13 protein-coding genes are annotated in these 18124 nt (G+C 66.6%); 11 read left to right on the top strand and 2 right to left on the bottom strand.

Annotation, left to right across the window (positions count from 1 at the left end; genetic code table 11):
* Window positions 1–33: 33 nt before the first annotated feature.
* On the bottom strand, window positions 34–522 hold the full coding sequence (locus P7C00_RS19130; RefSeq protein WP_015635949.1) for a MarR family winged helix-turn-helix transcriptional regulator: 489 nt from the start codon (window positions 520–522) through the stop codon (window positions 34–36).
* 207 nt (window positions 523–729) lie between these two features.
* On the opposite strand from P7C00_RS19130, the gene P7C00_RS19125 reads away from it, so the two are divergent.
* The 6 genes from P7C00_RS19125 (at window position 730) to P7C00_RS19100 (ending at window position 10063) form a co-directional block, all read left to right on the top strand.
* The gene (locus P7C00_RS19125) at window positions 730–1560 is read left to right on the top strand and encodes a p-hydroxycinnamoyl CoA hydratase/lyase (RefSeq protein WP_346635536.1); all 831 of its coding nucleotides are present in this window, start codon (window positions 730–732) and stop codon (window positions 1558–1560) included.
* A gap of 105 nt (window positions 1561–1665) precedes the next feature.
* Window positions 1666–3114 (top strand): aldehyde dehydrogenase, encoded by a 1449-nt coding sequence (locus P7C00_RS19120; RefSeq protein WP_404937104.1) that lies wholly within the window; start codon window positions 1666–1668, stop codon window positions 3112–3114.
* A 147-nt stretch (window positions 3115–3261) separates the two neighbouring features.
* Window positions 3262–5145 (top strand): feruloyl-CoA synthase, encoded by a 1884-nt coding sequence (locus P7C00_RS19115; RefSeq protein ID WP_404937103.1) that lies wholly within the window; start codon window positions 3262–3264, stop codon window positions 5143–5145.
* Window positions 5142–6383, top strand: coding sequence for a thiolase family protein (locus P7C00_RS19110; RefSeq protein ID WP_404937102.1), 1242 nt, complete (start codon window positions 5142–5144; stop codon window positions 6381–6383). Before P7C00_RS19115 ends, P7C00_RS19110 begins: the two co-directional genes overlap by 4 nt.
* Before the next feature lie 59 nt (window positions 6384–6442).
* Window positions 6443–8197: an acyl-CoA dehydrogenase family protein gene (locus P7C00_RS19105; protein ID WP_404937101.1), complete on the top strand. Its 1755-nt coding sequence runs from the start codon at window positions 6443–6445 to the stop codon at window positions 8195–8197.
* Between the two features lie 540 nt (window positions 8198–8737).
* Window positions 8738–10063: an MFS transporter gene (locus P7C00_RS19100; protein WP_404937100.1), complete on the top strand. Its 1326-nt coding sequence runs from the start codon at window positions 8738–8740 to the stop codon at window positions 10061–10063.
* Between the two features lie 33 nt (window positions 10064–10096).
* Here the strand turns inward: P7C00_RS19100 and P7C00_RS19095 are convergent, their stop codons facing one another.
* Window positions 10097–10993 (bottom strand): LysR family transcriptional regulator, encoded by an 897-nt coding sequence (locus P7C00_RS19095; protein WP_404937099.1) that lies wholly within the window; start codon window positions 10991–10993, stop codon window positions 10097–10099.
* Between the two features lie 116 nt (window positions 10994–11109).
* Between P7C00_RS19095 and mdlC the strand changes: the two genes are divergently transcribed.
* The 5 genes from mdlC (at window position 11110) to P7C00_RS19070 (ending at window position 18121) form a co-directional block, all read left to right on the top strand.
* Entirely contained in the window at window positions 11110–12696 is a 1587-nt protein-coding gene (gene mdlC / locus P7C00_RS19090) for a benzoylformate decarboxylase (protein ID WP_404937098.1), read from the top strand.
* 81 nt (window positions 12697–12777) lie between these two features.
* Window positions 12778–14169 (top strand): MFS transporter, encoded by a 1392-nt coding sequence (locus P7C00_RS19085; protein WP_404937097.1) that lies wholly within the window; start codon window positions 12778–12780, stop codon window positions 14167–14169.
* Window positions 14170–14207: 38 nt separating this feature from the next.
* Window positions 14208–15131, top strand: a complete 924-nt coding sequence (locus P7C00_RS19080) for a 2-dehydropantoate 2-reductase (RefSeq protein ID WP_346635527.1) — start codon at window positions 14208–14210, stop codon at window positions 15129–15131.
* Between the two features lie 137 nt (window positions 15132–15268).
* Window positions 15269–16744, top strand: coding sequence for an aldehyde dehydrogenase family protein (locus P7C00_RS19075; protein WP_404937096.1), 1476 nt, complete (start codon window positions 15269–15271; stop codon window positions 16742–16744).
* 120 nt (window positions 16745–16864) lie between these two features.
* Window positions 16865–18121 carry an OprD family porin gene (locus P7C00_RS19070; protein WP_404937095.1) on the top strand — a complete coding sequence of 419 codons (1257 nt, stop codon included), beginning with the start codon at window positions 16865–16867 and terminating at the stop codon, window positions 18119–18121.
* Window positions 18122–18124 lie beyond the last annotated feature (3 nt).

Below are 18124 nucleotides of genomic sequence, written 5' to 3'. Positions count from 1 at the left end.
TCAGCGTGCCGGCCCTGTGCCGGCACCTTGGGTTCAGTCCTGGTAAACCTTCTTCAGCAGGCGCAGCAGCTCTTCGCGCTCCCCGGCGCTCAAGGCCGAGGTGGCGTCGACGTCGCTTTGCGCGGCGATCTGCTTGAGCTCCTTGAGCAGGGTTTCGCCGGTCTTGCTCAGAAAAATCCCGTAAGAGCGCTTGTCCGGCTTGCAGCGCACCCGCACCGCCAGAGCGCGGCTTTCCAGTTTGTTGAGCAGGGGCACCACTTGCGGCGGCTCGATGGCGAGGGCGCGAGCCAGGTCGGCCTGCATCAGCCCCGGGTTGCTGTCGATGATCGCCAGGGCCGAGAACTGTGCGGGCCGCAGGTCGTGGGCCGAGAGCCGGCCGATCAGGTTCTGGAACAGCTTGAGCTGGGCGCGCCGCATGGCGTAGCCAATCAGTTCGTCCAATGCCGAATCCAGCGGCGCCTGGACCTCGGCGTTGGCGGGTGGGGCCTCGCGCGGGTCGGCGAGGGGAGCAGGCTTGGCCATGACAAAAACATCCTGGGTCGGTTAACAAGGCTATCCAGTTTGCCGGGGTCGGCCGCTGATAGCTACGTTTGCCTATGTTGGCAGGCGTTGCAGAAGGATTTTTCCAGGGCTAAGGAAAATGGTTAATCTGATTAATAGTTAATTGACATAACTATATTTGCGGTTTAATTTCGATCCATCTTCAAGCCAGAACAAGAGAGCATCGCCATGAGCAACTACGAAGGTCGCTGGACAACGGTCAAGGTCGAAATCGAAGACGGCATTGCCTGGGTCATCCTCAATCGCCCGGAAAAACGCAACGCCATGAGCCCGACCCTGAACCGGGAAATGATCGACGTGCTGGAAACCCTGGAGCAGGACCCGGCCGCCGGCGTGTTGGTGCTGACTGGCGCCGGTGAAGCCTGGACTGCCGGCATGGACCTCAAGGAGTACTTTCGCGAGGTGGATGCCGGCCCGGAGATCCTTCAGGAAAAAATCCGCCGCGAAGCCTCCCAGTGGCAGTGGAAACTGCTGCGCATGTACGCCAAGCCGACCATTGCCATGGTCAACGGCTGGTGCTTTGGTGGCGGCTTCAGCCCGCTGGTTGCCTGCGACCTGGCGATCTGCGCCGATGAGGCGACCTTCGGCCTCTCGGAAATCAACTGGGGCATCCCGCCGGGCAACCTGGTGAGCAAGGCCATGGCCGACACCGTCGGTCATCGCCAGTCGCTGTACTACATCATGACCGGCAAGACCTTTGGCGGGCAGAAAGCCGCAGAAATGGGCCTGGTCAACGACAGCGTGCCCCTGGCGCAACTGCGTGAAGTCACGATCGAGCTGGCGCGCAATCTGTTGGAGAAAAACCCGGTGGTGCTGCGTGCCGCCAAGCATGGCTTCAAGCGTTGCCGCGAGCTGACCTGGGAGCAGAACGAAGACTACCTGTACGCCAAGCTCGATCAGTCGCGCCTGCTGGATACCGAAGGCGGACGTGAGCAGGGCATGAAGCAGTTCCTCGACGACAAGAGCATCAAGCCCGGCCTGCAGGCGTATAAACGCTGAGCCCGGCCGGCGAACGGCGGGCGCATCCCGCTGTTCGCCATGCCCCTGGCATTACTGTTACACCGCTGCGCTGCATTCCCGACAAAGACAACAAGAGGAATCACCATGCTGGACGTGCCCCTGCTGATCGGTGGCCAGTCGCGCCCCGCCGGCGACGGTCGAACCTTCGAACGCCGCAACCCGGTGACCGGCGCTGTGGTATCGCGCGTGGCCGCCGCGACCCTGGACGATGCCGACGCCGCCGTGGCCGCGGCCCAGGCCGCATTCCCCGCCTGGGCGGCTCTGGCCCCCAACGAACGCCGCAGCCGTCTGCTCAGGGCCGCCGAGCAATTGCAGGCCCGCAGCGGCGAATTCATTGCCGCCGCTGGCGAGACCGGGGCCATGGCCAACTGGTACGGCTTCAACGTCCGCCTGGCGGCCAACATGCTGCGTGAAGCAGCGTCGATGACCACCCAGATCAACGGCGAAGTCATTCCCTCGGATGTCCCCGGCAGCTTCGCCATGGCCCTGCGCCAACCCTGCGGCGTGGTGCTGAGCATTGCCCCGTGGAACGCCCCGGTGATTCTCGCCACCCGGGCCATTGCCATGCCCCTGGCCTGTGGCAACAGCGTGGTGCTCAAGGCTTCCGAACTGAGCCCGGCGGCTCATCGCCTGATCGGCCAGGTGCTGCAGGACGCCGGCCTGGGCGATGGCGTGGTCAACGTCATCAGCAATGCCCCGGCCGATGCCGCGGCGATTGTCGAGCGGCTGATCGCCAACCCGGCGGTGCGCCGGGTCAACTTCACCGGTTCGACCCATGTTGGGCGGATTGTCGGCGAGCTTGCGGCGCGCCACCTCAAGCCGGCCCTGCTGGAGCTGGGGGGCAAGGCGCCGCTGCTGGTGCTGGACGATGCCGACCTGGATGCGGCTGTCGCGGCCGCGGCGTTTGGCGCCTACTTCAACCAGGGGCAGATCTGCATGTCCACCGAGCGCCTGATCGTCGATGCCAAGGTGGCCGATGCCTTCGTCGCCAAGCTGGCGGCCAAGGTCGAGAGCCTGCGCGCCGGCGATCCGGCGGCCGCAGATTCGGTGCTCGGCTCGCTGGTGGATGCCAGCGCCGGGACACGCATCAAGGCGCTGATCGACGACGCCCTGGAGCAGGGCGCGCGGCGGGTGGTCGGCGGGCAACTGGACGGCAGCATTCTGCAGCCGACCCTGCTCGACGGCGTCACCGACGCCATGCGCCTGTACCGCGAAGAGTCCTTCGGCCCGGTGGCGGTAGTACTGCGCGGCAGCGGTGATGAAGAACTGTTGCGCCTGGCCAACGATTCCGAGTTCGGCCTGTCGGCGGCGATTTTCAGCCGCGACACCGGGCGTGCCCTGGCCCTGGCGCAACGGGTCGAGTCGGGCATCTGCCATATCAACGGGCCCACCGTGCATGACGAGGCGCAGATGCCGTTTGGCGGCGTCAAGTCCAGCGGCTACGGCAGTTTTGGCGGCAAGGCCTCGATCGAGCACTTCACCCAATTGCGCTGGGTCACCTTGCAGAACGGCCCGCGGCACTACCCGATCTGATCCGTCGCCACGGGCGCGGTGCCTTGAGCACGCGGCCCGTGTGCCGGCCAGGCATAACAATAACAAGGCCGCAGCCACCGGCTGCCATGCTTGCCAGCTGTCGCCCTGCGTGCGCGGCGCAGGCGTGCCTTGATGGAGGACATGTACGTGAGTTGCCAATTCAGAGCGCCATCCCCACCCGTGGCCGAGCCGCCGCGTTACCGTCAGGTGTCCATTGGCCGGCCGGCGGTTGCCGTCAGTGAAGAGCAGGGCGTGTTGCATATGCGTTCCCTGGAACCCCTGGCGCCCTTGCCGCAGCGCTTGCTCGATCGTCTGTTGCACTGGGCCCGGGTGCGTCCCGAGCAGACCTTCATTGCCGCCCGCGAGGCCGGCGGCGACTGGCGCCGGGTCAGCTATGGGCAGATGCTCGACAGCGTGCGCGCCATCGCCCAGGGCCTGCTCGGCTACGGGTTGTCGGCCGACAAGCCGCTGGCGCTGCTCTCGGGCAATGACATCGAACACCTGCAACTGGCCCTGGGCGCGATGTACGCCGGGATTCCCTATTGTCCGGTGTCGCCGGCCTATTCGCTGCTGTCCCAGGACTTTGCCAAGCTGCGCCATGTCTGCGACCTGTTGCAGCCGGGGCTGGTGTTTGTCAGCGATGCTGGCGCTTACCAGCGGGCCATCGACGCGGTGCTGCCGCCCGAGACGCCGCTGATCTGCGTGCGTGGCCAGGTGCCGGGGCGGCGCCTGGCGAGCTTCGCCAGCCTGCTGGCCGAGCCCGGTGGTGCCGAGGCCGATGCGGCCTTTGCCGCCACCGGCCCCGACAGCATCGCCAAGTTTCTCTTCACTTCGGGCTCGACCAAGCTGCCCAAGGCGGTGATCACCACCCAGCGCATGCTCTGCGCCAACCAGCAGATGCTGTTGCAGACTTTTCCGGTGTTCGGTGAAGAGCCGCCGGTGCTGGTGGACTGGCTGCCCTGGAACCACACCTTCGGTGGCAGCCATAACGTCGGCATCGTGCTCTACAACGGCGGCAGTTTTTATCTGGACGATGGCAAGCCCACGGCCCAGGGCTTTGCCGAAACCTTGCGCAACCTCAAGGAGATTTCGCCCACCGCCTACCTGACCGTGCCCAAGGGCTGGGAGGAGCTGGTCAATGCCCTGGAGCAGGATGCCGAGCTGCGCGAGTGTTTTTTCAAGCGCATGAGCCTGTTCTTCTTCGCCGCCGCCGGGCTTTCGCAAAGTGTCTGGGACCGTCTCGACCGGGTTGCCGAGCAGCATTGCGGCGAACGTATCCGCATGATGGCCGGGCTCGGCATGACCGAGGCCGCGCCGTCTTGCACCTTCACCACCGGGCCGCTGTCGATGGCCGGTTACATCGGCCTGCCGGCGCCGGGTTGCGAAGTGCGCCTGGTGCCGGTGGACGGCAAGCTCGAAGGGCGTTTTCGCGGGCCGCACATCATGCCCGGCTACTGGCGCGCGGCGCAGCAGACCGCCGAGGTGTTCGACGCCCAGGGCTTCTACTGCTCGGGGGATGCGCTCAAGCTCGCCGACCCCCACGACCCGCAGTTGGGGCTGATGTTCGACGGGCGCATCGCCGAGGATTTCAAGTTGTCGTCCGGGGTCTTTGTCAGCGTCGGCCCGCTGCGCAATCGCGCGGTGCTCGAAGGCTCGCCCTATGTCCAGGACCTGGTGGTGGCGGCACCCGATCGCGAGTGCCTGGGGGCCCTGGTGTTCCCGCGCCTGTATGAATGCCGGCGGCTGGCGGCGCTGGGCGCCGAGGCCAGCGATGCCCAGGTGCTGGCCAGCGCGCCGGTGCGCCAGTGGTTCAGCGACTGGTTGCAGCGCCTGAATCGCGAGGCCAGCGGCAATGCCAGCCGCCTGGAGTGGATCGCCCTGCAGGTAGAGCCGGCGTCCATCGACCGCGGGGAAATCACCGACAAGGGCTCGATCAACCAGCGCGCGGTGTTGCAGTGGCGTGCCGAACAGGTCGAGGATCTGTATCGCGGCCGCGAGCCGTCGATCCTGCGCGCCGAGCCCAAGCCATGAACGGCGCCGGGCAGTACAGCGGGTTTGCCGATGTGGCGATCCTTGAGGCGTTGCGCACGCCCTGGGTCGACCTTGGCGGGGACCTGGCGGAGATCTCGCCGATCGATCTGGGGATCAAGGTCGGGCGCGAGGTACTGTTGCGCGCCGGCATCGATGCCCGGGCGGTGGACAGCGTGCTGGCCGGTTCCATGGCCCAGGCCAGTTTCGACGCCTACCTGCTGCCTCGGCACATCGGCCTGTACAGCGGTGTCGGGCAAGCGGTGCCGGCCCTGGGGGTGCAGCGCATCTGCGCCACCGGTTTCGAGCTGCTGCGCCAGGCAGCCGAGCAGGTGCGGGGCGAGGTGCAACTGGCGTTGTGCGTGGCCAGTGAATCGATGTCGCGCAACCCGATTGCCGCCTACACCCATCGCGGCGGCTTCCGCCTGGGGGCGGCGGTGCAGTTCAAGGACTTTTTATGGGAGGCACTGTACGACCCGGCGCCGGGGCTGGACATGATCGCCACCGCCGACAACCTGGCGCGGCGTTATGGGCTGACCCGCGAAGCCGTGGACGGCTATGCCTGCGCCAGCCATCAGCGGGCCCTGGCGGCCCAGCAGGCGGGCTGGTTCGCGCCGGAAATCGTCGCCGTGAGCCAGCAGGCCTTCGAGCTCGACGGCTATCAAGCGCGCGGCATTCGCCTGCCACGGGGTGTCGAGGCAGTCAGCCAGGACAGTCATCCGCGCCCCAGTGAGCTTTCTGCCCTGGCGCGACTGCGGACGATCCACGAGGGCGGGGTGCAGACAGCCGGCAACAGTTGCGCGGTGGTCGATGGCGCGGCGGCGGCCCTGGTCGGGCGGGCGTCGGCCTGCAGCACGCCACCCCTGGCGCTGTTGCTGGCCAGTGCGGTGGTCGGGGTGGCGCCGGAGTGCATGGGCATCGGCCCGGCCCCGGCGATCCGCCTGCTCCTGCAGCGCAGTGGCCTGAGCCTCAAGCAGATCGGTCGCCTTGAAATCAACGAGGCTCAGGCCGCCCAGGTGCTGGCCGTGGCCCGGGAGCTGGAGCTGGACAGTGATCGCCTGAATGCCCAGGGCGGCTCCCTGGCCCTGGGTCATCCCCTGGCCGCCAGCGGCCTGCGCCTGGTGCTGACCCTGGCCCGGCAACTGCGCGAGCACAACCTGCGCTACGGGATCGCCGCCGCCTGCGTGGGAGGTGGCCAGGGCATGGCGCTGTTGATCGAAAACCCGGCCTGGCGCGGCTGAGTCCGACCGGCCCGCCGCCCCTGGCGGGCCACTCTATTTCTACTCGATGAGGTGTCCCCATGTGGAGCTACCAGGCGCCGCTGCGCGATATGCAATTTGTCCTTGAGCACTGGCTGGAGGCCCCCGAAGCGTGGCGTCGGAGCCCGGCGTTCGAAGTGCTGGACCTGCCCCTGGCGCTGCAGGTGCTGGAGCAGGCCGCGCGTTTCAGCCAGGACGTACTGGCCCCGCTGAACGCCAGAGGCGATCGCCAGGGCTGCCAGTGGGCGGACGGGCAGGTCAGCACCCCGGAGGGTTTTGCCGAGGCCTATCGGGCCTATGTCGAGGGCGGCTGGCCGGCCCTGGTCTGCGCCGAAGCTTTGGGTGGCCAGGGCCTGCCGCAGCTGCTGGACGCGGTGCTGCAAGAGATGCTCTACGCCAGCAACCACGCCTGGGCCATGTACACCGGCATCGCCCATGGCGCTTACCTGTGCCTCAAGACCCACGGCGCGCCCTGGCTCCAGGAGCGCTACCTGCCCGAGATCATCAGTGGCGCGAGCCTGCCCACCATGTGCCTGACCGAGCCCCAGGCCGGCAGTGATGTCGGCCTGTTGCGCTGTCGTGCCGAGCCCCAGGCCGACGGCAGCTATCGCCTCAGCGGCAGCAAGCTGTTCATTTCCGGCGGCGAGCATGACCTCACCGACAACATTCTGCATCTGGTGCTGGCCCGGCTGCCGGGCGCGCCGGAGGGCAGCCGGGGAATCTCGCTGTTCCTGGTGCCCAAGCGCCTGGAGCGGGGCCAGGGCAACGGCGTGCGCTGCGACGGCATCGAACACAAGATGGGGATCAAGGGCAGCGCCACCTGTTCCCTGGTGTTCGAGGCGGCCCAGGGCTGGTTGGTGGGCGAGGCCCATCGCGGCCTGGCGGCGATGTTCGTGATGATGAATTCGGCGCGCCTGCACGTGGGCCTGCAGGGCCTGGGGCATGTCGAAGCGGCGTGGCAGAACGCCCGCGACTACGCTGGCGAACGCCAACAGATGCGTGCGCCATTGCGCCCCGCCGGTGTCGCCGCCCAGGCCGCCGACCCGATTCGCTACCACCCGGCCATGCGCCGCGTGCTGTTGGAATTGCGCGCCACCAGCGAGGGCTTGCGGGCCATCGGTTATTGGGCTGCGCACCTGCTGGATGAGGCCGAACATCACCCTGAGCCCCAGGTCCGGCGCCAGGCCGATCAACTGGCGCAACTGCTGACGCCGATCATCAAGGCCTTCTTTACCGAGCAGGGCTTTCGTCAGGCCAGCAACGCCTTGCAGGTCTTCGGCGGCTACGGCTACGTCGCCGAGTTCGCCATCGAGCAGACCCTGCGCGACAGCCGCATCGCCATGATCTACGAAGGCAGCAACGAGATTCAGGCCAACGACCTGTTGTTGCGCAAGGTGCTGGGGGATGGGGGACAGGGCTTCGCGCTGTTGCTTGAGCAACTGTGCGCCGAGGCTGGGCGCGGCGCAAAGGTGCCCGAGTGCGCAGGGTTTGCCCGGTCGTTAGGGGATCTGGCCGAGGCGTTGCAGGAACGGGTGGGCGAGGTGCAACAGTGGGCGCTGGAGGATGCCGAGTACCCGTATCGCGCGGCCGGGGATTTTCTGGCGTTGTGTGGCCTGAGCCTACTGGCACTGGCCTGGGCGCGGGCGGCACGGGTGTCGCGCAGGCTGCCCGAGGGCGATCCGCTGCGTGGGGCCAAGCTTGAGACGGCGGGGTTCTTTTTCAGCTACCTGTTGCCCCAGGTCGAACAGCGGATGACGGCAGTACGCAACGCCCGGGCGGAGTTGGCGTTTATTTGATGCGGCTCGTTTTATTGGATCCATTGGTGGGTGTCAGCGGCGACGATCAGGCGCTGATGGATCAGCGGTGAAGGTGGGTGCCGGGAGGGCGCTGGCCCTTGCGGGGCGCTCGGCGTCCTGAAAGGGCCGGTGTCAGGCCGTTGTGAAGCTCAAGCGCCCTTAAGTGCACTGTCTTTAGCGGTTTTAGTCCCTTGGGTGAACGCGGGTGGGCGATAATCGCCCGCTAATCCGGGGGGCTTGTCCGGTACATAAGTCTTTGATCCTTATGGTCATTTCGCTCGTTTCAGGTCGATTTCGAGTGTTTTTACCGACTTTTTCAGTCCGTTTCTCTCTTGCTAGTGGATCCATTAGGCGCTTTATTGGCGACCTGGCGATGGCAGGAGCCCTCCTGACCGTCCGCAATAAAAACAACAAAAAGGGTTTCGTCATGAATGTCTTTTCGACGGCGTGCGGCCACCTGGCTGGCGCGCGCTGGCTGTCTGTGTGCACAGGTTCGCTGGGTGTTGCGCTTCGGCTCATGGCCGAATGGCAGGTGCACCCATGAACCGCGATCTCAAGCAACGGCTCGATCAGGGGCCGATGGGTGCGTTCCAGTGTCTGGCGATCGGTATCTGCATCGTCCTCAACATGATCGACGGCTTCGATGTGCTGGTGATGGCCTTCACCGCCGCCTCGGTGTCCGCCGAGTGGCAACTCAACGGTGCGCAGATCGGCCTGCTGCTCAGTGCCGGGTTGTTCGGCATGGCCGGCGGTTCGCTGTTTATCGCGCCCTGGGCCGATCGCTTCGGCCGCCGGCCGCTGATTCTGGGGTGCCTGTTGCTGTCCGGTGTCGGCATGTTGCTTTCGGCCACCAGCCAGAGCCCGTTGCAACTGGCGTTGTTGCGCGGCCTGACCGGGTTGGGCATTGGCGGCATCCTGGCCAGCAGCAATGTGATCGCCGCCGAGTACGCCAGCCGCCGCTGGCGTGGTCTGGCGGTGAGCCTGCAATCCACCGGCTATGCCCTGGGGGCGACCCTGGGCGGCTTGCTGGCGGTGTGGCTGCTGAGCCATTGGGGCTGGCGTTCGGTGTTTGTGTTTGGCGGCATCGCCACCTTGCTGGTGATCCCTCTGGTGCTGCTCTGGCTCCCTGAATCCCTGGACTTTCTCCTGGCCCGGCGCCCGGCCGATGCTCTGCTGCGGGTCAATCGCCTGGCCCATCGCCTGGGGCACCCGACGCTGGCGCGGCTGCCCGTTGCGGCGCTGCGCGAGGAGGGCGCCGTCAGCGGCTTCGGCCAGTTGTTCGCCGGGCCGATGCGGCGCACCACGCTGCTGATCTGGCTGCTGTTTTTCCTGGTGATGTTCGGTTTCTACTTCGTCATGAGCTGGACCCCGAAACTGCTGGTGGCCGCTGGGCTTTCGGCGCAGCAGGGGATCACCGGCGGGGTGCTGCTGAGTGTTGGCGGGATCTTCGGCGCGGCACTGATCGGCGGCTTGTCTTCGCGCTGGCCGCTGACCCGGGTGCTGTCGCTGTTCATGCTGGTGACCGCCGGGCTCTTGGTGTTGTTTGTCGGCAGTGCCTCGTCGATTGCCGCGGCCCTGGGCCTGGGGCTGCTGATCGGGCTGTTCGCCAACGGCTGCGTGGCCGGTCTGTATGCCTTGTCGCCGGTGGTCTACGACGCTTCGGTGCGGGCTACCGGGGTGGGCTGGGGGATCGGCATCGGGCGCATTGGCGCGATTGTCTCGCCGACGGTGGCCGGGATGCTGCTGGATGCCGGCTGGCAGCCGCTGCACCTGTATGGGGTGTTTGCCGTGGTCTTCGTGCTGGCGGCGGGTTGCCTGTTACTGCTGCGCCCGGCAGCGCCGCAGGCGCAAGCGGCCCTGGCCTAGCTCGCGCAACTGGATGCGGCAGCGGGCGCCGCTTCAAGACTGGCCGTCGATGATCGCCGCAGTCACGGTCTGGCGGAACCAGGTCAGTGCGGCGGAGCTGTCGCTGTTGGGGTGCCAGTGCAGGGACACGTCGAATTCCCCCACCGGGAACGGCAGCTCCAGTTGCTGCAGGCCGCCTTCGAGAATGAACAGGCGGGCGATCTGCGCCGGCAGCACCGCCAGCAGGTCGGTGCCGGGCAGGATCTTGGGCAGCACCGAGAAGTGCGGCACCTGCAGGCTGATGCGGCGCTTGGCGTTCATCTGCTTGAGCACGTCCTCGATGCTGCCGTGGCCGGTGGTGCGGGTCACGGCGATGTGCCGCTCGGCGAGGAACTGCTCCAGGCTCAGGTGCTGGCCGATGCGTGGGTGGCGGTCGCTGAGCAGGCACACGTAGCGCTCGCGGATCAGTACCTGGCTGCGGGTGCCGGTCAGGGGCTTGCGGCAGATCAGCGCGTCGACCTTGGCGCTGCTGAGCCATTCGCCGGCCTGGTCCACCTGCAGCGGCAGGACCTCGACTTCGGCTTCCGGGGCCTGCTGGTTAAGACGCGCCAGGATCAGCGGCAGAAAGCCCATTTCGCCGAGGTCGGAGAGAGCGATGCGAAAGCGTCGCTCGGTGGTCGCCGGGTCGAAGCGCCGGGTGCTGTGCACGGTGTTTTCGATCCGCGTCAGAGATTGGCGTAGGGGCGGGTACAGCTCATCGGCCAGTTGGCTGGGCTGGATGCCGTCGCGGCTGCGGCTGAACAGGCCGTCGTCGAACAGCTCCCGCAGCCGCGCCAGGCCATAGCTGACCGAGGGTTGGGTGACGAACAGGCGCTCGGCGGCCAGGGTCACGCTGCGGGCTTCGTAGAGGGTGACGAAGGTGCGGATCAGGTTCAGATCGATGTGGCTCATGGTGCCTCATGGATATAGATGGATCTTATTTTTAATAGAAATAGTATCGATTTGATCAATTTAATCGCGGCTGCAAGAGTAACTCAAATTCTAAAAAAGCAGCGGCAAAGGTCCCTATGAAAACCGTCCATAGCGCTTCCTACGACATCCTCCGGCAACACGGCCTGACCACGGTGTTCGGCAACCCGGGTTCCAACGAACTGCCCTTTCTCAAGGGCTTTCCTGAAGACTTCCGCTACATCCTCGGCCTGCATGAAGGCGCGGTGGTCGGCATGGCCGACGGCTTCGCCCTGGCCAGTGGCCGGCCGGCGTTCGTCAACCTGCATGCGGCGGCGGGCACCGGCAACGGCATGGGCGCGCTGACTAATGCCTGGTACTCCCACAGCCCGCTGGTGATCACCGCCGGCCAGCAGGTGCGGTCGATGATCGGTGTCGAAGCGATGCTGGCCAACGTCGATGCGCCGCAGTTGCCCAAGCCGCTGGTCAAGTGGAGCCATGAACCGGCCTGTGCCGAGGACGTGCCCCGGGCCTTGAGCCAGGCGATTCACCTGGCCAACCAGGCGCCCAAGGGCCCGGTGTATCTGTCGATTCCCTATGACGATTGGGCACGCGCGGCACCGGCCGGGGTCGAGCATCTGGCGCGGCGCCAGGTGGCCAGCGCCGGGCTGCCTTCAGCGGCGCAACTGCGCAGCCTGGTACAGCGCCTGGCGGCGGCGCGCAACCCGGTGCTGGTGCTGGGGCCGGATGTGGACGGCAGCCAGAGCAACGCGCTGGCGGTGCAACTGGCGGAGAAACTGCGGATGCCGGCCTGGGTTGCGCCGTCTGCGTCCCGTTGCCCGTTTCCTACGCGCCACCCGAGTTTTCGCGGGGTACTGCCGGCGGCCATCGCCGGCATCAGTCGCTGTCTGGTGGAGCATGACCTGATCCTGGTGGTGGGCGCTCCGGTGTTCCGTTATCACCAGTTCGCCCCGGGGGACTACCTGCCTGAGGGCACCGAGTTGCTGCACATCACCTGCGATCCCGGTGAAGCGGCCCGAGCGCCCATGGGCGATGCGCTGGTGGGGGACATTGCCGAGACCTTGCAGGCCCTGGTCTGGGCGCTGCCAGAGTGCGACCGGCCGCAGCCGGCAGCCTTGCCGGCACCGGCGCCGGTCGAGGAAAGCGACGGCCTGCTGCGCCCGGAAACCGTGTTCGACGTGATCAACGAGCTGGCACCCAAGGATGCGATCTACGTCAAGGAATCCACCTCAACCGTCGGTGCCTTCTGGCAGCGAGTGGAAATGCGCGAACCCGGCAGTTACTACTTCCCGGCGGCCGGTGGCCTGGGCTTCGGCCTGCCGGCGGCAGTGGGGGTGCAACTGGCCCGCCCCGAGCGGCGGGTGATCGGGGTCATTGGCGACGGCTCGGCCAATTACGGTATCACTGCGCTGTGGACCGCCGCCCAGTACCAGATCCCGGTGGTGTTCATCATCCTCAAGAACGGCACCTACGGCGCCCTGCGCTGGTTCGCCGGTGTGCTGCAGGTCAGCGACGCCCCGGGGCTGGACGTGCCCGGCCTGGACTTCTGCGCCATCGGCCGCGGCTATGGCGTGCACTCGGTGCAGACAAACACCCGCGAGGAGTTCGCCCAGGCCCTGAGTGAAGCCCTGGCGGGCAACCGCCCGGTACTGATCGAGGTGCCGACCCTGACCATCGAACCCTGAGGGCTGCCTAGTCGCCGGGCGCGAGCCCGGCCTTGCCAACCGCAACCTGCGGACTCACCAGAAGAATAAAAAGAGGTGGTTATGAACACGACTTCGGTCACTGTTGTGATAGACGACGCGCCCCAGCCGGCGCGTGCCGGCTCCACCCACGCCGACATCGGCACCTTGCTCGACCATGGCCCCTTCACCGGCATGCAGAAACTGGTGGTGCTCTTGGCGGCGCTGTCCATCGTCATGGACGGCTTCGACGGCCAACTGATCGGTTTTGCCATTCCGCTGATGATCAAGGAGTGGGGCATCACCCGTGAGGCGTTTGCTCCGGCGGTGGCGGCCGGGCTGATCGGCATGGGCATCGGCAGTGCCTGCGCCGGTTTGTTTGCCGACCGGTTCGGCCGACGCATGGCGATCATTACCAGTGTCTTTGTGTTCGGTGTGGCCACTTGCGCCATTGGCCTGGCACCCAATGCGCTGGCGGTGGCGGTCTTGCGCTTCATCGCCGGCCTGGGCATCGGTGGCGCGCTGCCCAGCGCGACCACGGTGACGGCCGAATTCACCCCGGCGCGGCGGCGCACCCTGGCGGTGACTGCCACCATTGTCTGCGTGCCCCTGGGCGGGATGCTGGCGGGATTGTTCGCTTCCCATGTGTTGCCGCTGTACGGCTGGCGCACCCTGTTTTTCATCGGTGGCAGCCTGCCCATCGTCCTGGGCTTTGCCTTGCTGGCGACGCTGCCGGAGTCGCCGCGCTTTTTGGCGCGCCGGCCCCAGCGCTGGAACGAGCTGAGTACCTTGCTCGGGCGCATGGGTCGGCCGATGGCAGCGGGGGTGGTCTACACCGATGCCCTGGAGCAGAAGAGCGAGAAGCAGGGCGGTTTCCGCACCTTGTTCGCCCGTGGCTACGGACGCGACACCCTGGCCCTCTGGGTGGCCTTCTTCATGTGCCTGACTGCGGTCTATAGCGCCTTCAGCTGGCTGCCGACCATGCTCCTGTCCGAAGGTCTGGAGCTGTCGGTGGCCGGGTCCGGGTTGACCGCCTACAACCTCGGCGGGGTCATCGGCGCGCTGGTCTGTGCGATGGCCATCACCCGCTGGGGCTCGTTCTGGCCGTTGCTGATCTGCTGTGCCGGCGGCGCGGCCAGCGCCTTTGCGTTGCAGGGGGTGGATATCCATCAGGACACCGGTTTGCTGATCTTCGGTTTCGGCGTACACGGCCTGTTCGTCAACGCGGTGCAGTCCACCATGTACGCGCTGTGCGCCTTTATCTACCCCACCGGCGTGCGCGCCACTGGCACCGCCTCGGCCCTGGCCTTCGGACGCCTGGGGGCGATCCTTAGTGCCTTCGCCGGGGCCTTGGTGATCACCCGGGGTGGGGCCGAGGGCTACCTGACGCTGCTGGGCGCGGTGATGCTCATGGCGCTGATCGCGCTGCTGATCGTGCGCCGGCACATCCCCCGGCGCCTGCCGGGCCAGTCATGAACGCCGTCCTTGAAACGCTCATTCAATCAGGAGGTTCGATGAACATCACCATTCTCGGTGCGGGTGCCATGGGTTCGCTGTTTGGCGGCCTGCTGGCGGAAAGCGGGCAGCAGGTGACGCTGCTGGACATCAATGACGCGCATCTGGCAGCCATCCACCGTGACGGCCTGCTGCTGGCCACCGACCACGGCGAGCGGCGCATCAGGGGCTTGAACGCCTGCCGCCCGGAACAGGCCAGCGGGCACCCGGACCTGCTGCTGGTCTTCACCAAGACCCTGCACACCGACAGCGCCTTGCGCAGCGTTGCCGGGCATATTGCCGGGCACACCCGGGTGCTGACCCTGCAGAACGGCCTGGGCAACGCCGAAGCCTTGTCGCGGCATGTGGCCCCGCAGCAGGTGCTGATCGGCATGACCAATTGGCCCGCCGACATGCTTGGGCCGGGGCAGGTGCATTCCCATGGCCAGGGCATGGTTCGGGTGCTGGCCCTCGACGAGGGTGAGCGCCAGGCCAGCGCTGAAGTGGCGGCGGTACTGGACGCGGCCGGGCTCAATTGTTCGGTGGACCCCGAGGTCTGGACGTCGATCTGGGAGAAGGTTGCCTTCAATGCGGCGCTGAACAGCCTGTGCGCGGCCACTGGCTGCACGGTGGGCCAGTTGGCCGCGGCGCCGGAAGGCGTGGCGCTGGCCCGGGCCATCGTCATGGAGGTGGTGGCCGTGGCCGGCTCCCAGGGGATAGTGCTGGATGCCCAGCGCTGCCTGGACAGCGTGGCTTTTGCCATGGACCACCACCGAACCCACAAGCCCTCGATGCTGCAGGACGTGTTGGCCGGGCGGCCCACGGAAATCGGCGCGATCAACGGCCAGGTAGTGGCCCGGGCGCGAGAGGCGGGGGTGGCGGTGCCCCACACCGAAACCCTGCTCGGCCTGCTGCGGCTGATCGAACAACGCGCCATCTTGTAGGAGCCGGCTTGCTGGCGAAGAGGGCCTTGAGTCTTGTGTTGTTCTGGTGGGTGTCTTCGCTGGCAAGCCAGCGCCTACACCGGCGGTTTATGAGCGACACATCGGTTTATGAATGCTGTTCCATGAGGAGATTTTTCATGAGTGAATCCAACGCGGTCTATCGCGATCTGCATCTGCAACCCATCGCCGGGCAGTGGCGCCCCGGAGCCGCCGGCAAGACCCTGGCGGTGACCAATCCGTTCGATGGTGCGCTGTTGCTGGAAGTGGCCCAGGCCAACCGTAGCGACCTGGATGCGGCCTATGCCAAGGCCGCCCAGGTGCAGCCGGAATGGGCGGCCCTGGGCCCGTCGCAGCGCGCGGCAGTGTTGCACCGGGCGGTGGCGATCTTCGACCGGCGCCAGGAGGAAATCGTCAATTGGATCATCCGCGAATCCGGCAGCACGCGGATCAAGGCCCTGGCCGAATGGGGCGCGGCGCGGGCCATTACCCTGGAGTCGGCGTCGTTCCCGGCACGAGTGCATGGGCGGATTGTCGAGTCCGATGTGCCGGGCAAGGAAAGCCGGGTCTACCGCAGTGCCCTGGGGGTGGTGGGGGTGATCAGCCCGTGGAACTTTCCGCTGCACCTGACCCAGCGTTCCATCGCCCCGGCCCTGGCCCTGGGCAACGCGGTGGTGGTCAAGCCGGCCAGCGATACCCCGGTGTGCGGTGGCCTGCTGCTGGCCAGGATCTTCGAGGAGGCGGGGCTGCCCGCCGGGGTGTTCAGTGTGGTGGTGGGGGCCGGCAGCGAGATTGGCGATGCTTTTGTCGAGCACCCGGTGCCGGCGCTGATCACCTTCACCGGCTCGACCCCGGTGGGGCGTGGTATCGGTCGCATCGCCAGTGGTGGCGAGCATCTCAAGCACGTGGCCCTGGAGCTGGGGGGCAACAGCCCGTTCGTGGTGCTCGACGATGCCGACCTGGAGCAAGCGGTGAACGCCGCGGTGTTCGGCAAGTTCCTGCACCAGGGGCAGATCTGCATGGCGATCAACCGGATCATCGTCGATGAACGGCTCTACGACGCCTTTGCCCAGCGCTTCGTGGCCCGGGTCAAGCAGCTCAAGGTGGGGGATCCGCAATCGCTGGAGACCGTGATCGGCCCGGTGATCAACGCCCGCCAGTTGCAGGGCTTGCAGGACAAGATCGCCCTGGCCCGCGAGCAGGGCGCCGAGCCGCTGTACGAGGGCGGGGTGAACGGCAATCTGCTGGCACCCCATGTCTACGGCGAGGTGCGGGCCGACATGGACCTGGCACGCAATGAAATCTTCGGCCCGCTGGTGGGGCTGCTGCGCGCCCGGGACGAAGCTCACGCTCTGGAGCTGGCCAATGCCAGCGAGTTCGGCCTGTCCAGCGCGGTGTTCACCCGCAGCCTGGAGCGCGGGGTGAACTTCGCCCGCCAGGTGCGCGCGGGCATGACCCACATCAACGATGTGCCGGTGAACGATGAGGCCAACGCGCCTTTTGGTGGCGAGAAGAACTCCGGGCTGGGGCGCTTCAACGGCGACTGGGCGATCGACGAGTTCACCCGCGACCACTGGATTAGCGTGCAGCACCGGCCACGTCAGTATCCCTTCTGACGGGCTGACCTGAACAACCCCCGGCCGCCCAGGCCGGGCACTTGCGCATCCGTGAACGGACGGGCCGCTACCGGCCTGTCGGGGCACGGCTGCGCTTATGAAAAACGGAGAACAATAATAATGAACACCCGTCATCCGATGCTCTGCGGTTCCCTGGTTGGGGCTTGTCTGTCAGCGGGCCTGTGCGCCCCTTCCTGGGCTGGCGACGACAGCGGTTTCTTCGAGGGAAGCAAGACCGACCTGCTGCTGCGCAACTACTACTTCAACCGGGATTTTCGCGACCACGACGCGCCCAAGGGGCAGATCGAGGAGTGGGCCCAGGGCTTCATCCTCAAGTTCAGTTCCGGCTACACCCCGGGCACCGTGGGTGTTGGCCTGGATGCCATCGGCCTGTTCGGCCTCAAGCTCGACAGCAGTCGCCGGGTCAGCGGCTCGGAGTTGCTGCCGGTGCACGACGATGGTCGCGCGGCGGACAATTTCGGCCGGGCCGGGGCGGCGTTGAAGGCGCGGATTTCCGCCACCGAATTCAAGCTCGGCGAGCTGCTGCCGGACGTGCCGCTGCTGCGCTATGACGATGGCCGCCTGCTGCCGCAGACCTTTCGCGGGGCCATGCTGGTGTCCCGCGAGATCGACGGCCTGGGCCTGCAGGCCGGGCAGTACCGGGCCGTGAGCCTGCGCAACTCATCGGACATGCAGGACCTTTCGGCCTGGGCCGCGCCGGGGGTGAAGTCCGATGGTTTCAACTACGCCGGCGCCGAATACCGCTTCAACCAGCAGCGCACCCTGCTCGGCGCCTGGCATTCGCAACTGCAGGACATCTACCGCCAGAGCTATTTCAACTTGCAGCACAAACAGCCGGTGGGCGACTGGGTGCTGGGGAGCAACCTGGGCTACTTCATCGACCGCGACGATGGCAGCGCGCGCATCGGCCGGGTCGACAGCCACACCGCCTATGGCCTGTTTTCCGCCGCGCGGGCCGGGCACACGCTGTACCTGGGGTTGCAGAAGGTCAGCGGCGACAGCCCCTGGATGTCGGTCTACGGCAGCAGCGGCCGGACCCTGGGCAACGACATGTTCAACGGCAACTTCAGCAACGCCGGCGAGCGCTCCTGGCAGCTGCGCTACGACTATGACTTCGCCGCTTCCGGGGTTCCCGGGCTGCTGGCCATGGTGCGTTACGGGCGTGGCGACAACGCCACCACCAAGGCCGGCAAGGACGGCCATGAGTGGGAGCGCGATACCGAGATCAGCTACACCCTGCAAAGCGGCACCCTGAAGAACCTCAGCCTGCGGCTGAACAACGCTACCAACCGGCGCAGCTTTAACAGCGACTTCGACCAGACCCGGCTGATCGTCAGCTACCCGTTGTCGCTGTGAATA

The organism is Pseudomonas sp. JDS08PS003, assembly GCF_045013505.1.
Lineage (GTDB): Bacteria > Pseudomonadota > Gammaproteobacteria > Pseudomonadales > Pseudomonadaceae > Aquipseudomonas > Aquipseudomonas protegens_B.
Note: the sequence above shows the minus strand (reverse complement) of the source record. Positions and strands in the feature narration are given on the sequence as shown.